The following is an 18105-nucleotide window of genomic DNA, read 5'->3' as shown; positions in this document are numbered from 1 at the left end:
CGATCGCAGGCAAGCCAGCTCCCACAGGGTTACGCGGTCAAATGTGGGAGCCGGGCTTGCCCGCGATAGCAATAGACCAAACAACACAGCATTCGGATAAGAAGACAGCCATGCGCACACTGATGATCGAACCCCTGACCAAAGAAGCCTTCGCCCCTTTCGGTGACGTTATCGAAACCGACGGCAGCGATCACTTCATGATCAACAACGGGTCGACCATGCGCTTTCATAAACTGGCGACGGTCGAAACCGCGACGCCTGAAGACAACGCCATCATCAGCATCTTCCGCGCCGACGCGCAGGACATGCCGCTGACCGTGTGTATGCTGGAGAGACACCCGCTGGGCAGCCAGGCTTTCATTCCGCTGCTCGGCAACCCCTTTCTGATCGTGGTCGCGCCACTTGGCGATGAACCTGTATCGGGCTTGGTCCGCGCCTTCGTTACCAACGGCAGGCAGGGCATTAATTACCATCGCGGCGTCTGGCACCACCCGGTGCTGACGATCGAAAAGCGGGATGACTTCCTGGTGGTTGATCGCAGTGGCACAGGCAATAACTGCGATGAGCATTTTTTCAAAGAGGATGAGCGTTTGATCCTCGCCCCCCACCAATAAGAGAAGGTCTGATCACTCGACAACAGAGTGACAGGCGAGAGGTAAAGACTGTGGAAGCACATTTGATGGAATGGCTGAACCTTAGCGTGCGCTGGGTTCACATGATCACCGGCGTCGCGTGGATCGGCGCTTCTTTCTACTTCGTCTGGCTGGAAAACAACCTCAATCGCGTCAACCCCAAGGACGGCCTGGCCGGCGACTTGTGGGCGATCCACGGTGGCGGTATCTACCACCTGGAGAAATACAAACTGGCCCCACCGACCATGCCGGACAACCTGCACTGGTTCAAATGGGAAGCCTATTTCACCTGGATGTCCGGCATCGCGCTGCTGTGCGTGGTGTTTTACGCCAACCCGACCTTGTACCTGCTGGCCCCGGGCAGCAGCCTCAGCGGTCCGGAAGGTGTATTGCTGGGCCTCGGCTCGCTGTTGGCCGGTTGGTTCATCTACTCCTTTCTCTGCGATTCGGCACTGGGCAAGCGCCCCGCCCTGCTCGGCTTGATCCTGTTCGTGCTGTTGATTGCCGCTGCGTACGGCTTCAGCAAAGTGTTCAGCGGCCGCGGTGCGTACCTGCATGTGGGCGCCGTGATCGGCACTATCATGGTCGGTAACGTGTTCCGCATCATCATGCCCGCGCAGCGCGCGCTGGTGGCGGCGATCGCGGAGAACCGCACACCCGATCCGGCGTTGCCGGCCAAGGGTTTGTTGCGTTCACGTCACAACAACTACTTCACCTTGCCAGTGCTGTTCATCATGATCAGCAACCACTTCCCGAGCACCTACGGCAGCCAATACAACTGGCTGATCCTGGCCGGTATCGCCGTGGCGGCCGTGTTGGTGCGTCACTACTTCAACACCCGTCACAACAGCCAGAAATATGCGTGGACCTTGCCGGTTGGCGCGTTGGCGATGATTTGCCTGGCATACGTGACCGGCCCGAAACCCGTGGCGACTGCACCGGATGTCGCCAAGGCGCCTGCCGCGATCGAATACCAGCCATTGCCCGAAACCGCCTTGGGTGGCGGCTTGAAACCTGCCGCACCGGCAGCGCCTGCCACACCTGCCGCCGCACCTGCGCCCGCCCAGGCATCGATTGATTTCGACAAGGTGCATGGGGTGATCCAGGAACGCTGCGCCGTGTGCCATTCGGCCAAGCCCACCAGCCCGCTGTTCAGCACGGCACCGGCTGGCGTGATGTTCGATACGCCGCAGCAGATCCAGCAAATGGCGCCGCGCATTCAAGCGCAAGCCGTGGCCAGCCAGATCATGCCGCTGGGCAACATCACCCAGATGACCCAGCAGGAACGGGATTTGATTGGCACCTGGATCAATCAGGGGGCCCGCACCAATTAACTGATTCACAGAGCTCCGATGTGGGAGGAGCTTGCTCCCGATAGCGGTGGTTCATTCACCGATATGTTGAATGACACACCGTTATCGGGAGCAAGCCCCCTCCCACGGGGGATTTGTGGTGCTTTGAAGATTGCGTTCCACCCGGCAATTGACTGCCGAACAACACAACAATAAAAAGATCCGAGGTGTTGCATGTCCCAGTTAGAAACGCAGACTCCTGCTGCGCCCGCCATGGTGCGGCTGCCCCTCTTGCAACTGATTCTGGTAGGCCTGCAACACGTCTTGCTGATGTACGGCGGTGCCGTCGCCGTCCCCCTGATCATTGGCCAGGCCGCTGGCTTGAGCCGTGAAGAAATCGCCTTTCTGATCAACGCCGACCTGCTCGTCGCCGGTATCGCCACGCTGGTGCAGTCGTTCGGTATCGGCCCTGTGGGCATTCGCATGCCGGTGATGATGGGCGCCAGTTTCGCCGCCGTCGGCAGCATGGTCGCCATGGCCGGCATGCCAGGGATCGGCTTGCAGGGCATCTTCGGCGCGACCATCGCCGCCGGGCTCTTCGGCCTCGTCATCGCACCGTTCATGTCGAAGGTTGTGCGCTTCTTTCCACCGTTGGTAACCGGCACCGTCATCACTGCGATCGGGCTGTCGCTGTTTCCAGTGGCCGTGAACTGGGCCGGTGGCGGCAGCGCTGCCGCCACCTACGGCTCGCCGATTTATCTGGCGATTGCCGCGCTGGTACTGGCGACCATCCTGCTGATCAACCGCTTCATGCGCGGCTTCTGGGTGAATATTTCGGTGCTGATCGGCATGGCACTCGGCTACGGCCTTTGCGGCATGATCGGCATGGTCGACCTCAGCGGCCTGGCCCAGGCACCGTGGGTACAAGTGGTGACGCCGCTGCATTTCGGCCTGCCTAAATTCGAGTTGGCGCCGATCCTGTCGATGTGCCTGGTGGTGGTGATCATCTTCGTCGAGTCCACCGGCATGTTCCTCGCCCTGGGCAAGATTACCGGCCAGGAAGTCACGCCGAAGATGCTCCGCAGTGGCTTGTTGTGTGATGCCGGCGCGTCGTTCTTCGCCGGTTTCTTCAACACCTTTACCCACTCCTCGTTCGCCCAGAATATCGGTTTGGTGCAGATGACCGGCGTGCGCTGCCGCTCGGTGACGATCATGGCCGGGGTCTTTCTGATTGTGCTCAGCCTGCTGCCCAAAGCCGCGTTTCTGGTGGCATCGATTCCACCGGCAGTATTAGGCGGTGCGGCGATTGCCATGTTCGGCATGGTCGCGGCGACCGGCATCAAGATCCTGCAGGAAGCCGACATCGCCGACCGCCGCAACCAATTGCTGGTGGCGGTCAGTATCGGCATGGGCCTGATCCCCGTGGTGCGCCCGGATTTCTTCGCGCAACTGCCGCTGTGGATGAACCCGATAACCCACAGCGGGATTGCCATGGCCACCCTCAGCGCGTTGTCGCTGAATGTGCTGTTCAACATCCTCGGTGGCTCTGAACGCCCTGTGGCCGCCCCTACGCATTGATTCCTTCCTGCTCTTGATAAGAACAACAAAAACAATAACGAACAGGGAACACCCGCATGCACACCCTTCACCTGGGGCCGGCCACACGCCGCGCCCCATTCTTGCCCCACGCGCTCTTTTACAGCGCACTTGAGCCAAGGCTTGTGAGCCAGTATTCTCCGCGCCCGCTCGAATCGACTCAAAAAAAAACAGCCAATGTAAAAGCTGACTGCAAGGCCAACTTATCCCGGCCCCGCAGCAGCTGCCAACGTGCGCAAAAACCCTCTGAATTCGACTGCATCCGATGCAGCCGACGGGGATTTTTTGGCTTTTTAAACACCTTGGCGCAGCTCTTGCTAAAAGCATTAAAGCTGACCGAACAGACGATTTTTGCAGCGAACCAAAAGGCGCCACACCAGAGCGTCTGCGTAGAAGAAAAAACCATAAAACTTTAACTCGGGAGCAACCGAATGAAACCTATGTTCAAAGGCCTGATGCTGGCGGGATCCCTGCTGGCCGGTAGCCAGGCAGTGGCCGGTGATTTGTTGCAGTGGCAGAACAACAGCCTGACGTATCTATATGGCAAGAGCTTCACCATCAACCCGTCGATCCAGCAAACCCTCACGTTCGAACATGCCGACTCATGGAAGTACGGCGACAACTTCCTGTTTGTCGACCGCATCTTTTACAACGGCAAGGAAGATGGCAACTTCGGCCCGAATACGTATTACGGTGAGTTCACGCCGCGCTTGTCGTTCGGCAAGATTTTCGACAAAGACATGTCGTTCGGCCCGATCAAAGACGTCTTGCTGGCAATGACTTACGAGTTTGGTGAGGGCAATAACAATTCCTACCTGATCGGCCCAGGCTTTGACCTGAATGTGCCCGGCTTCGACTTCTTCCAGTTGAACTTTTACCAGCGCCACCCGGCAGGCGATCGCCCTGGCAACAACATCTGGCAGATCACCCCGGTATGGGCGTACACCATTCCCGTGGGCAGCTCCGATGTGCTGATCGACGGTTACATGGATTGGGTCGTCGACAACGACAAGAACCCACGCGGCACCTACCACGCCAACCTGCACTTCAACCCACAGGTTAAATATGACCTGGGCAAGGCGCTGCATTGGGGCGCGAAGCAGTTGTACGTCGGTTTCGAATACGACTACTGGAAGAACAAGTACGGGGTTGAAGACAGCGGCGCGTTCAGGACCAACCAGGACACCGCGAGCTTTTTGGTCAAGTACCACTTCTAAAAGTTGACCGCCACTCCCTGTGGGAGCTGGCTTGCCTGCGATAGCGATACGTCTGTGCCGAATGCATTGACTGACACACCGCTATCGCAGGCAAGCCAGCTCCCACATTCAGCTCGGTGCCAGGCCCAGGAATCGTGACAGCTCCTCACGCTTGGCCAACGCATCTTTGCGCCCCAACTCAATCAACTCGCTGCAATACCCTGCCTCGAACAGCAAGTAACTCAACACCCCTGCCCCACTGGTCTTGGTCGCCCCCGGCCCGCGCAAGAACAGGCGCAACGCCGCCGGCAGCTCTTGCCGATGCCGCGCCGCGATTTCATCGATCGGCTGGCTGGGCGCAATTACCAGCACGTCCACCGCCGCCAACCCGGGCGCGTAATGGCTGAACGGGTTCAGGCGCTCAAGCAGTTCGATATCACCTTCCAGGCTGTCAATGAACGTGCTGTTGAGCATGTGCCCACCGATCTGCGCCAGGGTGGGTTGCTGGCCGGTGTAAGTGCGTTGGGTCGACGGTTCATTACCCCGTGGGTTGCCACTCACCCCCACCACCAGCACCCGGTTTGCGCCCAAATGCAACGCTGGGCTGATGGGCGCCGACTGCCGCACGGCCCCATCGCCAAAAAACTCCTGGCCGAGTTTGACCGGCGCGAACAGCAAGGGAATCGCGGAGCTGGCCAGCAAGTGCTCGACCGTCAGTTGGGTTGGCAAGCCGATACGCCGATGACGCAGCCAGGCATTGATGGTGCCGCCACCTTGGTAAAAGGTCACCGCTTGCCCGGATTCGTAACCGAACGCCGTGACCGCCACCGCATGCAGGTGTTTTTTGCGGATGGCTTCATCGATACCCTGCAGGTTCAACCTGTCGTTGAGCAAATCCCGCAACGGCGCACTGTTGAGCAATGCGACCGGCACTTGGGCGCCCAGGCCCAGCAGACTGTGGATAAGGAAACGACTGGCTTGGTGGATGACACCGGGCCAGTCGCTGCGCAATACCAAATGGCTGCGAAAGCCCTGCCAGAAGGCGGTGAGGCGCTGGATGGCGGCGGTGAAGTCCATGGCACCGCTGGCCAGGCTCACCGCATTGATCGCGCCGGCCGAGGTGCCGACAATCACCGGAAAAGGATTCGGCGCCCCCGGTGGCAGCAGTTCGGCAATAGCCGCCAGTACCCCTACTTGATACGCCGCTCGCGCCCCACCGCCGGAAAGAATCAAACCTGTGACCGGTTCGGCTGGGCGCATAGCGTCACTCCATGGGGGGAAAGGTAGTGTTACCGACGGCGCTTTTCGTACAGCTTAGCCTCACCCGGTGGCCGGCTCTTGAAGCGCCGGTGGGTCCACAGGTATTGCTCGGGGCATTCGCGTACCGAGGCTTCGACCCACTGGTTGATACGCAGGCAGTCGATCTCATCGGTTTCGCCAGGGAAGTCGGTCAACGGCGGGTGGATCACCAGGCGATAACCACTGCCATCGGCCAGGCGCTCCTGGGTAAACGGCATCACCAGTGCCCTGCCCAGGCGCGCAAACTTGCTGGTGGCGGTCACGGTAGCCGCCTGAATGCCGAACAACGGCACGAAGATACTTTGCTTGGCGCCGTAGTCCTGGTCCGGCGCGTACCAGATGGCTCGGCCCGAGCGCAGCAATTTGAGCATACCGCGCACGTCGTCGCGTTCCACCGCCAGGGAATCGAGGTTATGCCGCTCACGGCCACGGCGCTGTATAAAGTCGAACAGCGGGTTGCCATGCTCGCGGTACATGCCATCAATGGTGTGCTTCTGCCCGAGCAGGGCCGCGCCGATTTCCAGGGTCGTGAAGTGCAAGGCCATCAGGATCACGCCCTTGCCGTCCAGATGCGCCTGCTTCAAATGTTCAAGCCCTTCGACATGGGCCAGGCGCGCCAGACGCGACGTAGGCCACCACCAGCTCATGGCCATCTCAAAAAAGGCGATGCCGGTGGACGCGAAGTTTGCCTTGAGCAACTGCTTGCGCTCTTGGGCGGACTTTTCCGGGAAGCACAGCTCGAGGTTGCGCGCGGCGATGCGGCGGCGATCACCGGCCACGCGGTACATGCCCGCGCCAAGCAATCGACCAATGGTCAACAGCGCCCGGTAGGGCAACTGAGTGATCAGCCACAGCAAGCCGAGCCCCAGCCATAGCAGCCAAAAACGCGGGTGAAGAAATACAGCTCGAAAACGCGGGCGATCCATTACAGATTCCGGTAAAGACAAGGGCCGCGCATTCTACAACGGTTCGACTCGGCTTGCGGCCCGTGGATGTTCTCGTTATAAGTCTCGACACTTTTCGTGACAAGCCGCTTTTGCCGACCATGAGCCAAACCGAACCGCTAGACCAAGATCCCGTGTTCCAGCTGAAAGGCAGCATGCTCGCCATCACCGTGCTGGAGCTGGCCCGCAATGACCTCGACGCCCTGGACCGCCAACTGGCCGCCAAGGTCGCACTGGCGCCGAATTTTTTCAACAATGCCCCACTGGTGCTGGCCCTGGACAAACTCCCGGCCGGCCAAGGCGCGATTGATTTGCCCGGCCTGATGCGCGTGTGCCGCTCCCATGGCTTGCGTACCCTGGCAATTCGCGCCAGCCGTATCGAAGACATTGCCGCGGCCATCGCCATTGAACTGCCAGTACTGCCACCGTCCGGTGCCCGCGAGCGCCCGCTCGACCCGACGGAAGGTGAAGTGAAGAAAAAACCGGAAAAACCGCCGGAACCCACGGTCAAGCCTACAAAGATCATCACCTCCCCCGTACGCGGCGGGCAGCAAATTTACGCCCAGGGCGGCGACCTCGTGGTGATCGCTCCGGTCAGCCCGGGTGCGGAACTTCTGGCCGATGGCAACATCCATGTATACGGCCCGATGCGCGGACGTGCCCTCGCCGGCATCAAGGGCGATACCAAGGCGCGTATTTTTTGCCAGCAGTTGACCGCTGAGCTAGTGTCGATCGCAGGCCAGTACAAGGTTTCAGAAGATTTGCGCCGTGATCCGCTGTGGGGGGCCGGGGTACAAGTCAGCCTGTCGGGCGATGTGTTGAACATCATCCGTCTTTAACGGATACTGCCGCATTTTCCAAGCATCTCTAGACTCTGATAGCACAGCGAAACCGGCAAGACTTACGTAGGAATAATTAGAAGTTGGCTTTCCTTTTCGGGAACCACATCTTTTTCCTACAAAGGCTGTCCGCCTGCAGCGAGTTCCAAGAGATGTTTTTCAGGGACCGAAAAGTCCTTTTTCCTTAGGGGTGAAACACCTTGGCCAAGATTCTCGTGGTTACATCCGGCAAGGGTGGTGTGGGTAAGACCACCACCAGCGCCGCTATCGGTACCGGCCTCGCTCTGCGCGGCCACAAGACAGTCATCGTCGACTTCGACGTCGGTTTGCGTAACCTCGACCTGATCATGGGCTGCGAACGCCGCGTGGTGTACGACTTCGTCAACGTAGTGAACGGCGAAGCCAACCTGCAACAGGCCCTGATCAAGGACAAGCGCCTTGAGAACCTGTACGTGCTGGCCGCCAGCCAGACCCGTGACAAAGACGCGCTGACCAAAGAAGGCGTAGGCAAAGTTCTCGCCGAACTGAAAGAAACTTTCGAATACGTGGTGTGCGACTCCCCGGCCGGTATCGAAACCGGTGCTCACCTGGCGATGTACTTCGCCGATGAAGCCATCGTGGTGACCAACCCGGAAGTGTCCTCGGTACGTGACTCGGACCGCATGCTCGGCCTGTTGGCCAGCAAATCCAAGCGCGCCGAAGATGGCCAGGACCCGATCAAGGAACACCTGCTCCTCACCCGTTACAACCCGGAGCGCGTCAGCAACGGCGAAATGCTCGGCGTTGAAGACGTGAAGGAAATCCTCGCCGTGACCCTGCTGGGCGTGATCCCGGAATCCCAAGCCGTGCTGAAAGCTTCCAACCAGGGCGTGCCGGTGATTCTTGACGACCAGAGCGACGCCGGCCAGGCGTACAGCGATGCCGTAGATCGCTTGCTGGGCAAGACCGTGGAACATCGCTTCCTCGATGTAAAGAAGAAGGGATTCTTCGAGCGTATCTTTGGAGGCAACTAAACAATGAAATTTCTCGACTTCTTTCGCGCCAACAAAAAGCCAAGTACCGCGTCGGTAGCGAAAGAGCGTCTACAGATCATCGTGGCGCACGAACGCGGCCAACGCAGCACACCGGACTACCTGCCAGCCTTGCAAAAGGAACTGGTCGAGGTGATTCGCAAGTACGTCAATATCGGCAACGATGACGTGCACGTCGCCCTGGAAAACGACGGCAGCTGCTCGATTCTGGAACTCAATATCACCCTGCCTGATCGTTAATCGAAAAGGCGGCTGCCACGGCGGCTCGGTCACCTTGATCCCTTTGCGGGAACCGGGTGAGCGAGCCGCCGTTGGCGTTTGTTACGAGGCTGTTTAATGCCGCTGTCCAATATTCATATCCTGCATCAGGACGATGCTGTCCTGGTGGTGAACAAGCCGACCTTGCTGCTCTCGGTGCCCGGCCGCGCCGATGACAACAAGGACTGCCTGATCACCCGCCTGCAGGAAAACGGCTACCCCGAGGCCCGCATTGTCCATCGCCTGGACTGGGAAACCTCAGGGATCATCCTGCTCGCGCGGGACGCCGACACCCACCGCGAACTGTCCCGTCAGTTTCACGATCGCGAAACCGAAAAGGCCTACACCGCCTTGGCCTGGGGCCAGCCGGCACTGGACAGCGGCAGCATCGACCTGCCCCTGCGCTACGACCCGCCGACCAAGCCACGCCATGTGGTCGACCATGAGTTCGGCAAGCATGCGCTGACCTTCTGGAAAGTGCTGGAACGTTGCGGTGACTGGTGCCGCGTCGAGCTGACGCCGATTACCGGGCGTTCGCACCAGTTGCGTGTGCATATGCTGTCGATCGGCCACCCGCTGTTGGGTGATGGCTTGTACGCCCACGAACAAGCCCTGGCCGCCTGGCCGCGCCTGTGCCTGCATGCGAGCATGTTGAGCTTTACTCACCCGCAAAGCGGTGAGCGGCTGCGCTTTGAGTGCCCTGCCCCTTTCTAAGTTGGCAATGCATTAAAAATGTGGGAGGGGGCTTGCCCCCTCCCACATTTGTAATGTGCACTTCTGGCCATCGAACGGTAAACTCCGCGCATTGCTGTCTGGAGCTATTTATGCGCGAAGCGTTGAATCAAGGCCTGATCGACTTCCTCAAGGCCTCCCCTACTCCTTTTCATGCCACTGCCGCCCTCGCCCAGCGCCTGGAAGCCGCCGGTTACCAGCGTCTCGACGAGCGCGAAACTTGGGCCACCGAGGCCAACGGTCGCTATTACGTGACCCGTAACGATTCCTCGATCATCGCGTTCAAGCTCGGCCGCCACTCGCCGCTGCAGGGCGGGATTCGCCTGGTCGGCGCCCACACCGACAGCCCGTGCCTGCGGGTCAAGCCCCAGCCGGAGCTGCAGCGCCAGGGTTTCTGGCAGTTGGGTGTGGAAGTCTACGGCGGTGCGCTGCTGGCCCCATGGTTCGACCGCGACCTGTCGCTGGCTGGCCGCGTGACCTTCCGCCGCGACGGCAAGGTCGAGAGCCAGTTGATCGACTTCAAGCTGCCCATCGCCATCATCCCCAACCTGGCCATTCACCTGAACCGTGAAGCCAACCAGGGTTGGGCGATCAACGCACAGACCGAGCTGCCGCCGATCCTGGCGCAATTCGCCGGTGACGAACGCGTGGACTTCCGCGCTGTGCTCACCGAGCAACTGGCGCGCGAACACGGCCTGAACGCCGACGTGGTACTCGACTACGAGTTGAGCTTCTACGACACCCAAAGTGCTGCAGTGATTGGCCTCAATGGCGACTTCATCGCCGGCGCCCGCCTCGACAACCTGTTGTCGTGCTACGCCGGCCTGCAAGCCTTGCTCACCAGCGAAACCGATGAAACCTGTGTGCTGGTGTGCAACGACCACGAAGAAGTCGGCTCCTGCTCGGCCTGCGGTGCCGATGGTCCGATGCTGGAACAGACCCTGCGCCGCCTGTTGCCGGAAGGTGATGAATTCGTACGCACCATTCAGAAATCACTGTTGGTGTCGGCGGACAATGCCCACGGTGTCCATCCAAACTACGCCGAGAAACACGACGCCAACCATGGCCCGAAACTCAATGCGGGCCCGGTGATAAAGGTCAACAGCAACCAGCGCTACGCCACCAACAGCGAAACCGCCGGCTTCTTCCGCCACCTGTGCATGGCCCAGGAAGTCCCGGTGCAGAGTTTTGTGGTACGCAGCGACATGGGCTGCGGCTCGACCATCGGCCCGATCACCGCCAGCCATTTGGGCGTACGCACCGTGGACATCGGCCTGCCGACGTTTGCCATGCACTCCATCCGTGAACTGTGCGGCAGCCATGACCTGGCGCATTTGGTGAAGGTACTGGGTGCGTTCTACGCGAGCCGCGACCTGCCCTGAATTTGCAGGGCAACTCGGTCAAAAATGTGGGAGGGGGCTTGCCCCCGATAGCAGTGGGTCAGTCAACATTTTAGTGACTGATAGACTGTCGTCGGGAGCAAGCCCCCTCCCACATTGGGTTTTGTGTACACCTGGCCTGCAAACTGACCTGCATCATCTGCACTTCTGATAATCCGACCTAGACTTGTCAGTATTCCCACTCTGACAAGGCCGTCGCCCCATGATCTCCATGTCCTCTTTCCACGCCATGCTTATCCCCATCCTGATCGGCATGATCCTGCTCGCGACCGGCTTCAACTTTCGCGACAAGCCCGTCGGCGTGTTTGGCATGTGGGTCGGTATGCTGCTGATCCTGGGAACCGTGGTTTACAAAATACTCGCCAAACTGGCGGAATGACAAATGCACTCGCATTGGGCATAACGGCCTCGTACACTCGGTCAATTCGTCGTTTCCAAGGTTGACCGCCTCGTGCTTTCCCGTCTTCGTGCCCTGCCCTGCTGTTTCCTGATCGCCCTGCTGATGCTGCTGCCGCTCACGCCTGCCCAAGCCGTGGGCTTGCCCGGCTTGCTGGGCAGCACCAACAAGCCCCAACCCCAGGCCGATGTACCGCTGGGGCAGTCGCTGGACGAGGTCATCAAAACCCTGGAAAACGACCGGCAGCGCACTCAGTTGCTGAGCGATTTAAAGAAGCTGCGCGAAGCCACGCAAAAGGCCCAACCCGCCGCCGAACAAGGCGTTCTCGGGTTGATCGGCGGCACCCTGGCCGGCCTTGAGGCACAGTTTTCCGGTGCAGACAGCCCGCTGGGGCGCTGGTCCAACGAAGTTGACCTGGCCAAGGATGAACTCGGCGCGCTGATGATGCCGGCCAGTGAATGGCTGCCGATCATTTTCGGCTTTGCCGTGATCCTGGCGGTATGGAGCCTGCTGGCCGCCGCCCTGATCTGGCTCAGCCACCGCGTACGCGAGCGTTTCGGCTTGCCCGAGGAACTGCCGCAACACCCACGTACCTGGGACATGCTGCGCTTCGCCCTGCGCAAATTGGGGCCATGGCTGATTGCCCTGGTCATCACGGTTTACCTGAGCTATGTGCTGCCCTCGTCCCTGGGCAAATCCCTGGCGATGGTGCTGGCTTATGCATTGGTGGTCGGCACCTGTTTCTCGGCGATCTGCGTGATTGCCTTCTCCGTACTGGACGGCCCGCACCGCCACCGCGCGCTCTACATCCTGCGTCGCCAGGCCTTCCGCCCGCTGTGGCTGATCGGCAGCTTCGCCGCCTTTGGTGAAGCGCTGAGCGACCCGCGAATGATGCAGGCCCTGGGTCAGCACCTGGCCCATACGGCGGCGACCGTCGCCAATGTGATGGCGGCATTGTCCACCGGCGTATTTATCCTGCGTTTCCGCCGGCCGATCGCCCACCTGATCCGCAACCAACCGCTGTCCCGGCGCCTTACCCGCCGCGCCATCACCGACACGCTCTCGATTATCGGCAGCTTCTGGTATTTACCGGCGCTGCTGCTGGTGGGCATCTCGTTGTTTGCCACCTTCCTGTCTGCCGGCGACACCAGCACCGCCCTGCGCCAATCTCTGTTATGCACGGTGTTGCTGGTGTTGTGCATGGTGATCAACGGGCTGGTGCGCCGTCATGCGCTCAAACCGCTACGCGGGCACAAGCGCCACGCGCTCTACTCCGAGCGCCTGAAAAGCTTCGTGTACACCCTGGCTCATTTGGTGGTGTGGCTGGCGTTTATCGAATTGGGCTTGCGCGTCTGGGGCCTTTCGCTGATTCGTTTTACCGAAGGCGATGGCCATGAAATCAGCGTCAAGCTGTTCGGCCTTGGCGGCACGCTGCTGTTTGCCTGGTTGATCTGGATCCTCAGCGACACCGCGATCCACCACGCCCTCACGCGCTCGCGCAAAGGCCTGGCCAACGCGCGTGCGCAGACCATGATGCCGCTGATTCGCAACGTGCTGTTCGTGACCATCTTTATCATCGCCGCCATCGTCGCCCTGGCGAACATGGGCATGAACGTCACGCCACTGCTGGCCGGTGCCGGTGTGATCGGCCTGGCCATCGGTTTTGGTGCGCAATCGCTGGTAGCGGACCTGATTACCGGCCTGTTCATCATCATCGAAGACTCCCTGGCCATCGATGACTACGTGGACGTTGGCGGCCACCTCGGTACCGTCGAGGGCCTGACCATCCGTACCGTGCGCCTGCGGGACATCGACGGCATCGTGCACACCATTCCGTTCAGCGAAATCAAGAGCATCAAGAACTACTCGCGGGAGTTCGGCTACGCGATCTTCCGGGTGGCGATCCCCTACAACATGGAAATCGACGACGCCATCAAGTTGATGCGCGACGTCGGCCAGAAAATGCGCAACGACCCACTGCAACGCCGCAACATCTGGTCGCCGCTGGAAATTCAGGGCGTGGAAAGCTTCGAGTCCGGCAGCGCGATCCTGCGCGCGCGCTTCAAAACCGCGCCGATCAAGCAGTGGGAAGTGTCGCGGGCGTTCAACCTGTCGCTCAAGCGCCATCTGGATGAGGCCGGGCTGGATTTGGCCACGCCGCGCTTGAGTGTGCAGGTGGTGACCGCTGGCAGCGTGCAGGAGAAAGATCAACAACAATAAACTCAGGAGAGGTCTTTATGCGTTTGAATGGTCTGACACACCGATGGGTTTTAGGCGTGCTGTGCGGGGTCGCCAGCAGCGCGGTGATTGCCGCCAGCAGTGGCCAGGACAGCGCCCGCGAGGAAATCGCCACCCAGGCCAAGGCGCTGGAGCCGAGCCTGCTGGAAACCCGCCGCGATATCCACGCTCACCCCGAATTGGGCAATACCGAGACACGCACCGCCGAGCTGGTCGCCAAACAACTTCGCGACCTCGGCCTTGAGGTGAAAACCGGCGTGGCCCGCACCGGCGTCGTCGCCATCTTGAAGGGTGGCCTGCCCGGCCCCACCGTCGCCTTGCGCGCCGACATGGATGCGCTGCCGGTCAAGGAAGTCGCCGACCTGCCCTTCGCCTCGAAGGCCAAAGGCACCTACCTGGGCAAAGAGGTCGACGTCATGCACGCCTGTGGCCACGACGCCCACACCGCGATCCTGCTGAGCACAGCGAAAATTCTTACCGGCATGCGTGACCGCCTGCCCGGCACCGTGGTGTTTTATTTCCAGCCGGCCGAAGAAGGCCCGAGCGACTTTATCCCCGACGGCAAGAACACCTGGGGCGCGAAAATGATGGTGCAGGAAGGCGTGATGACGGCACCCAAGCCGGATGCCGTGTTCGGCCTGCATGTCTGGGCCGGCGTACCGGCCGGGCAGATCACTTACCGCCCGGGCCCGACCCTGGCCAGTTCCGATGACCTGCGCATCAAGATCCTCGGCAAACAGACCCACGCCGGCCGCCCGTGGGACGGCATCGACCCGATCACCGTTGGCGCGCAAACCATTGTCGGCCTGCAAACCGTGGTGAGCCGGCGTACCGACATCTCGTCGTTTCCGTCGGTGGTGAGCATTGGCACCATCAACGGCGGCACGCGCTACAACATCATCCCGGAGTCGGTCGACATGAGCGGCACCATTCGCTCCTACGATTACGGCATTCGCCAGAAGCTGCACGCGGATGTGCGCCAGACCGTGGAAAAAATCGCCGAGAGTGGCGGTGCCAAGGCCGAAGTCACCATCATCGAGAAGTACGACCCGACCATCAACAACCCGGCGCTGACCGAGAAAATGCTGCCAAGCCTGCGCTGGGCGGCCAAGGATGATGTGGTGCAAGGGCCGCTGGTTGGCGGTGCCGAGGACTTCTCGTTTTATGCCAAGCAAGCGCCAGGACTGTTTGTGTTCCTGGGGGTGACCCCGAGGGATCAGGACATGAGCAAAGCCGCGCCGAACCATAATCCGGGCTTCTTTGTGGATGAGTCGGCGTTGGTGGTAGGAGTGCGGACACTGGCGTCGTTGGCGACGGATTATCTGTATACCAACACACCGCAATAGGGCTGTTCTGTGGGAGCGGGCTTGCCCGCGAGAGTGGTGTGTCAGTCGACGTAGTTGCAAACTGACACTCAGCTATCGCGGGCAAGCCCGCTCCCACAGTTTGGGGCAGCGGTGTGTCAGCTGGCCAGCGCAGCAGCGTCCATCTTCTGACGCAGGCTCAGGGGGCGCATATCGGTCCAGACTTCTTCGATGTAAGCCAGGCACTCTTTCTTCATGCCGCTCTTGCCCACGGTGCGCCAGCCTTCCGGTACGACCTTGTAGTCGGGCCAGATGGAATACTGTTCTTCGTGGTTGACCACTACCTGAAACAGGATGTCGTCGCGGTCAAATACTGAGGTCATTGCTGTTCTCCATCGCTAAAAAGGCTGGCTGCGCACCACGCGCAGCGCTGATATCTGTAGAAACGTACCAGGCTTGCGAAAAATTAGAGGCTGGCGACCGCTGCCGCCAAGGCGCGACCGAAGATCTCCGCAACCCGGTCGACTTCGACGGCCGTAATCACCAACGGTGGCAGGAACCGCACCACGCAGCCATGCCGACCGCCCAACTCCAGGATCAGGCCACGCTTGAGGCATTCACGCTGAACCAGCGGTGCCAGTTGGCGATGCACCGGCGGGTGTCCCTGAATATCCAGGGTGCCGTTCGGGTCCACCAGCTCCACGCCCAGCATCAAGCCACGACCACGAATATCCCCCAGATACGCGAAGTCTCGCTGCAGGATGCGCAGGTGTTCGCCAAGGCGCTCGCCCATGGCGGCTGCATGACCGGCCAGGTCGTGCTCCTTGAGGTAGCGCATCACCGCCGAACCCGCCGCCATGGCCATCTGGTTACCACGGAAAGTCCCGGCATGCGCGCCCGGCAGCCAGGTGTCGAGCCAGTCGCGATACACCACTACCGCCAGCGGCAAGCTGCCGCCGATGGCTTTGGACATCACCACCACATCCGGGATGATGCCGGCATGTTCGAAGGCAAACATCTTGCCGGTGCGGCCGAAACCGCTCTGGATTTCATCAACGATCAACGCCACGCCCGCCTGCTCGGTGATGCGTCGCAAGCCACGTAGCCAATCAAGGTCGGCCGGAATCACCCCGCCCTCGCCCTGCACCACTTCGACAATCACCGCCGCCGGCAGCAACACCCCGCCTTCCGGGTCGTTCAACAGATTTTCCAGGTAATGCAGATTGACCCGCACTCCTTCCGCGCCGCCCAGGCCGAAGGGGCAGCGGTAGTCGTAGGGGAAAGGCAGAAATTGCACGCCATTGCCGAGCAAGGCGCCCAACGGTTTTTTCGGCCCCAGGCTGCCCATCAGGCTGAGTGCGCCCTGGCTCATGCCGTGGTAACCGCCCTGGAACGACAACACCGTGCTGCGACCGGTGGCCGTGCGCACCAGCTTCAACGCGGCTTCCACTGCGTCGGTGCCGGTGGGGCCGCAGAACTGGATTTTCGCTTCCTGCGCAAGCGCTGCAGGCAACAGGCCGAACAGGTCTTGTACGAACTGGTCCTTGACTGGCGTCGTCAGGTCGAGGGTGTGCAGCGGGAGCTCGTCGCTGAGTACCTGCTGGATGGCTTCGATCACCACCGGGTGGTTGTGGCCCAGCGCCAAGGTGCCTGCACCCGCCAGGCAGTCGATGAAACTGCGGCCTTCCACGTCTTCCACGTAGATCCCCTTGGCACGCTTGAGTGCCAAAGGAATACGCCGTGGGTAGCTGCGGGCGTTGGATTCCTGCTGGCGTTGGCGGGCCAACAGTGGGGTTTCTTCAAATTGGTAGAGCGTTTCCGCAGGTGCCGGGTTGGCATACACCGGGGCGTCTTCGATACGGCTGGTAGCGACTGACATCTCTCGATCCCTCAATACGCGGGTGGGGGTGACCAAACTGCCGATCCGTGGTGCGCACGGATTTCATGTTCTGGAGACGCACCAGCGGTGGGGGGATTTAGGCTTGTTATGGTTTTTGATTGGATTCGCGAGCAAGCCCGCTGCCACCCTTGGATCTCAGTGCATCAGGTCGATGGGCTGCTCCGACCACTCGAGCTCACACCGCCCGATACCGCTCATTCAACGCATACAAAATCGCACACGTCTCCCCATCCAGAACCCCAGCATAATCCCGGCTCCGAAAGTGCATCTGAAACGCCCGCGTCCTTAACTCAAAGGCCCTGCGATTCTGAGCCGGCTTATAGCCATATCGCTGAAACGCCCGCTCTATCTCAACCTCTGGCGGCAGCCCCAAAGAAAATCGCCGCTGATACATCACCCGCGTCGACTCATCAAACCAGGCCCCGATACCGGCCTCGAACAAACACCGCCAAGGTAGTCGAGGCCCCGGATCACTCTTGCGCCAATACGCCACATCCGAATGCCCAAGAATGTCAGTCGGCCCAACCTGCGGGTATCGCGCGAGTAGGTCGCGCACCAACGCAATCAACACCTCAACCTGCTCATCACCGTAAGCAGGAAAGGTCAATACGCCCCCATCATCGCGCGCCAAATTGACTATCTCGATGCCAATGGAGCGGCTATTGAGGTTATCGCGCCCACCCCAATGGCTCACCCCGGCATGCCAGGCGCGCTGGTCCTCGTGTACCAAGCGAAACGCGCGTAACTCTTCGTATCCGAGTGCCTGGTAGCCACTGTCATCGGGGTCCGGCACCAGATAATGAGCACTGACGCCATCCTGGGTGAGGATACGCAGGGACGAGGCAAAGGGCGCCGCCGTGTAATGCAGGACCACTTGCCGCACGGTTTCACCGTCGCGTTGATTGAAATCCATGGAGGGGAAACTGCTGTCGATCACCAACATAAGAACCGTCCTTTTCAGTACAGGCCGAGTCATTCAGCCCGTTCAAGCGCAAAAAATTACCGCCATCCTGAACGTATGAAATCCAGGAGGGCGGTAACTATTTT

The 18105-nt window shown here is 60.4% G+C and carries 18 protein-coding genes; 13 read left to right on the top strand and 5 right to left on the bottom strand.

The features are described 5' to 3' along the window. Positions 1–110 precede the first annotated feature (110 nt). The 5 genes from ACI77D_RS03300 (at position 111) to ACI77D_RS03280 (ending at position 4737) form a co-directional block, all read left to right on the top strand. Entirely contained in the window at positions 111–614 is a 504-nt protein-coding gene (locus ACI77D_RS03300; RefSeq protein ID WP_003209110.1) for an ureidoglycolate lyase, read from the top strand. Between the two features lie 50 nt (positions 615–664). Beyond that, on the top strand, positions 665–1966 hold the full coding sequence (locus ACI77D_RS03295; protein ID WP_259763573.1) for a urate hydroxylase PuuD: 1302 nt from the start codon (positions 665–667) through the stop codon (positions 1964–1966). A gap of 192 nt (positions 1967–2158) precedes the next feature. After that, positions 2159–3502, top strand: a complete 1344-nt coding sequence (locus ACI77D_RS03290) for a nucleobase:cation symporter-2 family protein (protein ID WP_407016041.1) — start codon at positions 2159–2161, stop codon at positions 3500–3502. 56 nt (positions 3503–3558) lie between these two features. Then, positions 3559–3936 carry a hypothetical protein gene (locus ACI77D_RS03285; protein WP_262665730.1) on the top strand — a complete coding sequence of 126 codons (378 nt, stop codon included), beginning with the start codon at positions 3559–3561 and terminating at the stop codon, positions 3934–3936. 15 nt (positions 3937–3951) lie between these two features. Beyond that, complete coding sequence (locus ACI77D_RS03280) at positions 3952–4737, top strand: outer membrane protein OmpK (protein ID WP_064453402.1); 786 nt, start codon at positions 3952–3954, stop codon at positions 4735–4737. Between the two features lie 108 nt (positions 4738–4845). Here the strand turns inward: ACI77D_RS03280 and ACI77D_RS03275 are convergent, their stop codons facing one another. Further along, positions 4846–5976: a patatin-like phospholipase family protein gene (locus ACI77D_RS03275; RefSeq protein ID WP_407016040.1), complete on the bottom strand. Its 1131-nt coding sequence runs from the start codon at positions 5974–5976 to the stop codon at positions 4846–4848. Positions 5977–6005: 29 nt separating this feature from the next. Further along, positions 6006–6941, bottom strand: coding sequence for a lipid A biosynthesis lauroyl acyltransferase (locus tag ACI77D_RS03270; protein WP_064453404.1), 936 nt, complete (start codon positions 6939–6941; stop codon positions 6006–6008). A 119-nt stretch (positions 6942–7060) separates the two neighbouring features. Between ACI77D_RS03270 and minC the strand changes: the two genes are divergently transcribed. From minC to ACI77D_RS03230, 8 genes are all read left to right on the top strand, one after another. Further along, the gene (gene minC / locus ACI77D_RS03265) at positions 7061–7798 is read left to right on the top strand and encodes a septum site-determining protein MinC (RefSeq protein WP_053257249.1); all 738 of its coding nucleotides are present in this window, start codon (positions 7061–7063) and stop codon (positions 7796–7798) included. A 200-nt stretch (positions 7799–7998) separates the two neighbouring features. After that, on the top strand, positions 7999–8811 hold the full coding sequence (minD, locus tag ACI77D_RS03260) for a septum site-determining protein MinD (RefSeq protein ID WP_057011745.1): 813 nt from the start codon (positions 7999–8001) through the stop codon (positions 8809–8811). Positions 8812–8814: 3 nt separating this feature from the next. Then, entirely contained in the window at positions 8815–9069 is a 255-nt protein-coding gene (gene minE, locus ACI77D_RS03255; protein WP_003175252.1) for a cell division topological specificity factor MinE, read from the top strand. A 96-nt stretch (positions 9070–9165) separates the two neighbouring features. Further along, a complete protein-coding gene (locus ACI77D_RS03250) occupies positions 9166–9801 on the top strand; it encodes an RluA family pseudouridine synthase (protein WP_003192838.1) in 636 nt (211 codons plus the stop codon). Between the two features lie 110 nt (positions 9802–9911). Continuing rightward, complete coding sequence (locus ACI77D_RS03245; protein ID WP_053257251.1) at positions 9912–11201, top strand: M18 family aminopeptidase; 1290 nt, start codon at positions 9912–9914, stop codon at positions 11199–11201. Positions 11202–11421: 220 nt separating this feature from the next. Further along, positions 11422–11598, top strand: a complete 177-nt coding sequence (locus ACI77D_RS03240; protein WP_167353709.1) for a hypothetical protein — start codon at positions 11422–11424, stop codon at positions 11596–11598. 72 nt (positions 11599–11670) lie between these two features. Then, positions 11671–13836 (top strand): mechanosensitive ion channel family protein, encoded by a 2166-nt coding sequence (locus ACI77D_RS03235; protein ID WP_064453405.1) that lies wholly within the window; start codon positions 11671–11673, stop codon positions 13834–13836. A gap of 17 nt (positions 13837–13853) precedes the next feature. Beyond that, positions 13854–15200, top strand: a complete 1347-nt coding sequence (locus ACI77D_RS03230; RefSeq protein ID WP_064453406.1) for an amidohydrolase — start codon at positions 13854–13856, stop codon at positions 15198–15200. Positions 15201–15316: 116 nt separating this feature from the next. On the opposite strand, the gene ACI77D_RS03225 is transcribed toward ACI77D_RS03230, so the two are convergent. The 3 genes from ACI77D_RS03225 to ACI77D_RS03215 all read right to left on the bottom strand — a co-directional run bounded on the left by ACI77D_RS03225 (position 15317) and on the right by ACI77D_RS03215 (position 18001). Beyond that, positions 15317–15541 carry an MbtH family protein gene (locus tag ACI77D_RS03225; RefSeq protein ID WP_064453407.1) on the bottom strand — a complete coding sequence of 75 codons (225 nt, stop codon included), beginning with the start codon at positions 15539–15541 and terminating at the stop codon, positions 15317–15319. Between the two features lie 83 nt (positions 15542–15624). After that, positions 15625–17037 carry an aspartate aminotransferase family protein gene (locus tag ACI77D_RS03220; RefSeq protein WP_064453408.1) on the bottom strand — a complete coding sequence of 471 codons (1413 nt, stop codon included), beginning with the start codon at positions 17035–17037 and terminating at the stop codon, positions 15625–15627. A 196-nt stretch (positions 17038–17233) separates the two neighbouring features. Next, positions 17234–18001: an N-acetylmuramoyl-L-alanine amidase gene (locus ACI77D_RS03215; protein WP_407016039.1), complete on the bottom strand. Its 768-nt coding sequence runs from the start codon at positions 17999–18001 to the stop codon at positions 17234–17236. Positions 18002–18105: the final 104 nt, after the last annotated feature.

It is taken from the genome of Pseudomonas sp. O39 (genome assembly GCF_045447295.1).
Lineage (GTDB): Bacteria > Pseudomonadota > Gammaproteobacteria > Pseudomonadales > Pseudomonadaceae > Aquipseudomonas > Aquipseudomonas antarctica_A.
Note: the sequence above shows the minus strand (reverse complement) of the source record. Positions and strands in the feature narration are given on the sequence as shown.

Bases quoted from the DNA above. Each gene is read 5' to 3' on its own strand.
- ACI77D_RS03240 (WP_167353709.1), top strand. From the start codon at position 11,422: ATGATCTCCATGTCCTCTTTCCACGCCATGCTTATCCCCATCCTGATC.
- ACI77D_RS03300 (WP_003209110.1), top strand. From the start codon at position 111: ATGCGCACACTGATGATCGAACCCCTGACCAAAGAAGCCTTCGCCCCT.
- ACI77D_RS03230 (WP_064453406.1), top strand. From the start codon at position 13,854: ATGCGTTTGAATGGTCTGACACACCGATGGGTTTTAGGCGTGCTGTGC.
- ACI77D_RS03290 (WP_407016041.1), top strand. From the start codon at position 2,159: ATGTCCCAGTTAGAAACGCAGACTCCTGCTGCGCCCGCCATGGTGCGG.
- ACI77D_RS03250 (WP_003192838.1), top strand. From the start codon at position 9,166: ATGCCGCTGTCCAATATTCATATCCTGCATCAGGACGATGCTGTCCTG.
- ACI77D_RS03280 (WP_064453402.1), top strand. From the start codon at position 3,952: ATGAAACCTATGTTCAAAGGCCTGATGCTGGCGGGATCCCTGCTGGCC.
- ACI77D_RS03275 (WP_407016040.1), bottom strand. From the start codon at position 5,976: ATGCGCCCAGCCGAACCGGTCACAGGTTTGATTCTTTCCGGCGGTGGG.
- ACI77D_RS03285 (WP_262665730.1), top strand. From the start codon at position 3,559: ATGCACACCCTTCACCTGGGGCCGGCCACACGCCGCGCCCCATTCTTG.
- ACI77D_RS03225 (WP_064453407.1), bottom strand. From the start codon at position 15,541: ATGACCTCAGTATTTGACCGCGACGACATCCTGTTTCAGGTAGTGGTC.
- ACI77D_RS03220 (WP_064453408.1), bottom strand. From the start codon at position 17,037: ATGTCAGTCGCTACCAGCCGTATCGAAGACGCCCCGGTGTATGCCAAC.
- ACI77D_RS03270 (WP_064453404.1), bottom strand. From the start codon at position 6,941: ATGGATCGCCCGCGTTTTCGAGCTGTATTTCTTCACCCGCGTTTTTGG.
- ACI77D_RS03215 (WP_407016039.1), bottom strand. From the start codon at position 18,001: ATGTTGGTGATCGACAGCAGTTTCCCCTCCATGGATTTCAATCAACGC.
- ACI77D_RS03245 (WP_053257251.1), top strand. From the start codon at position 9,912: ATGCGCGAAGCGTTGAATCAAGGCCTGATCGACTTCCTCAAGGCCTCC.
- minC (WP_053257249.1), top strand. From the start codon at position 7,061: ATGAGCCAAACCGAACCGCTAGACCAAGATCCCGTGTTCCAGCTGAAA.
- minE (WP_003175252.1), top strand. From the start codon at position 8,815: ATGAAATTTCTCGACTTCTTTCGCGCCAACAAAAAGCCAAGTACCGCG.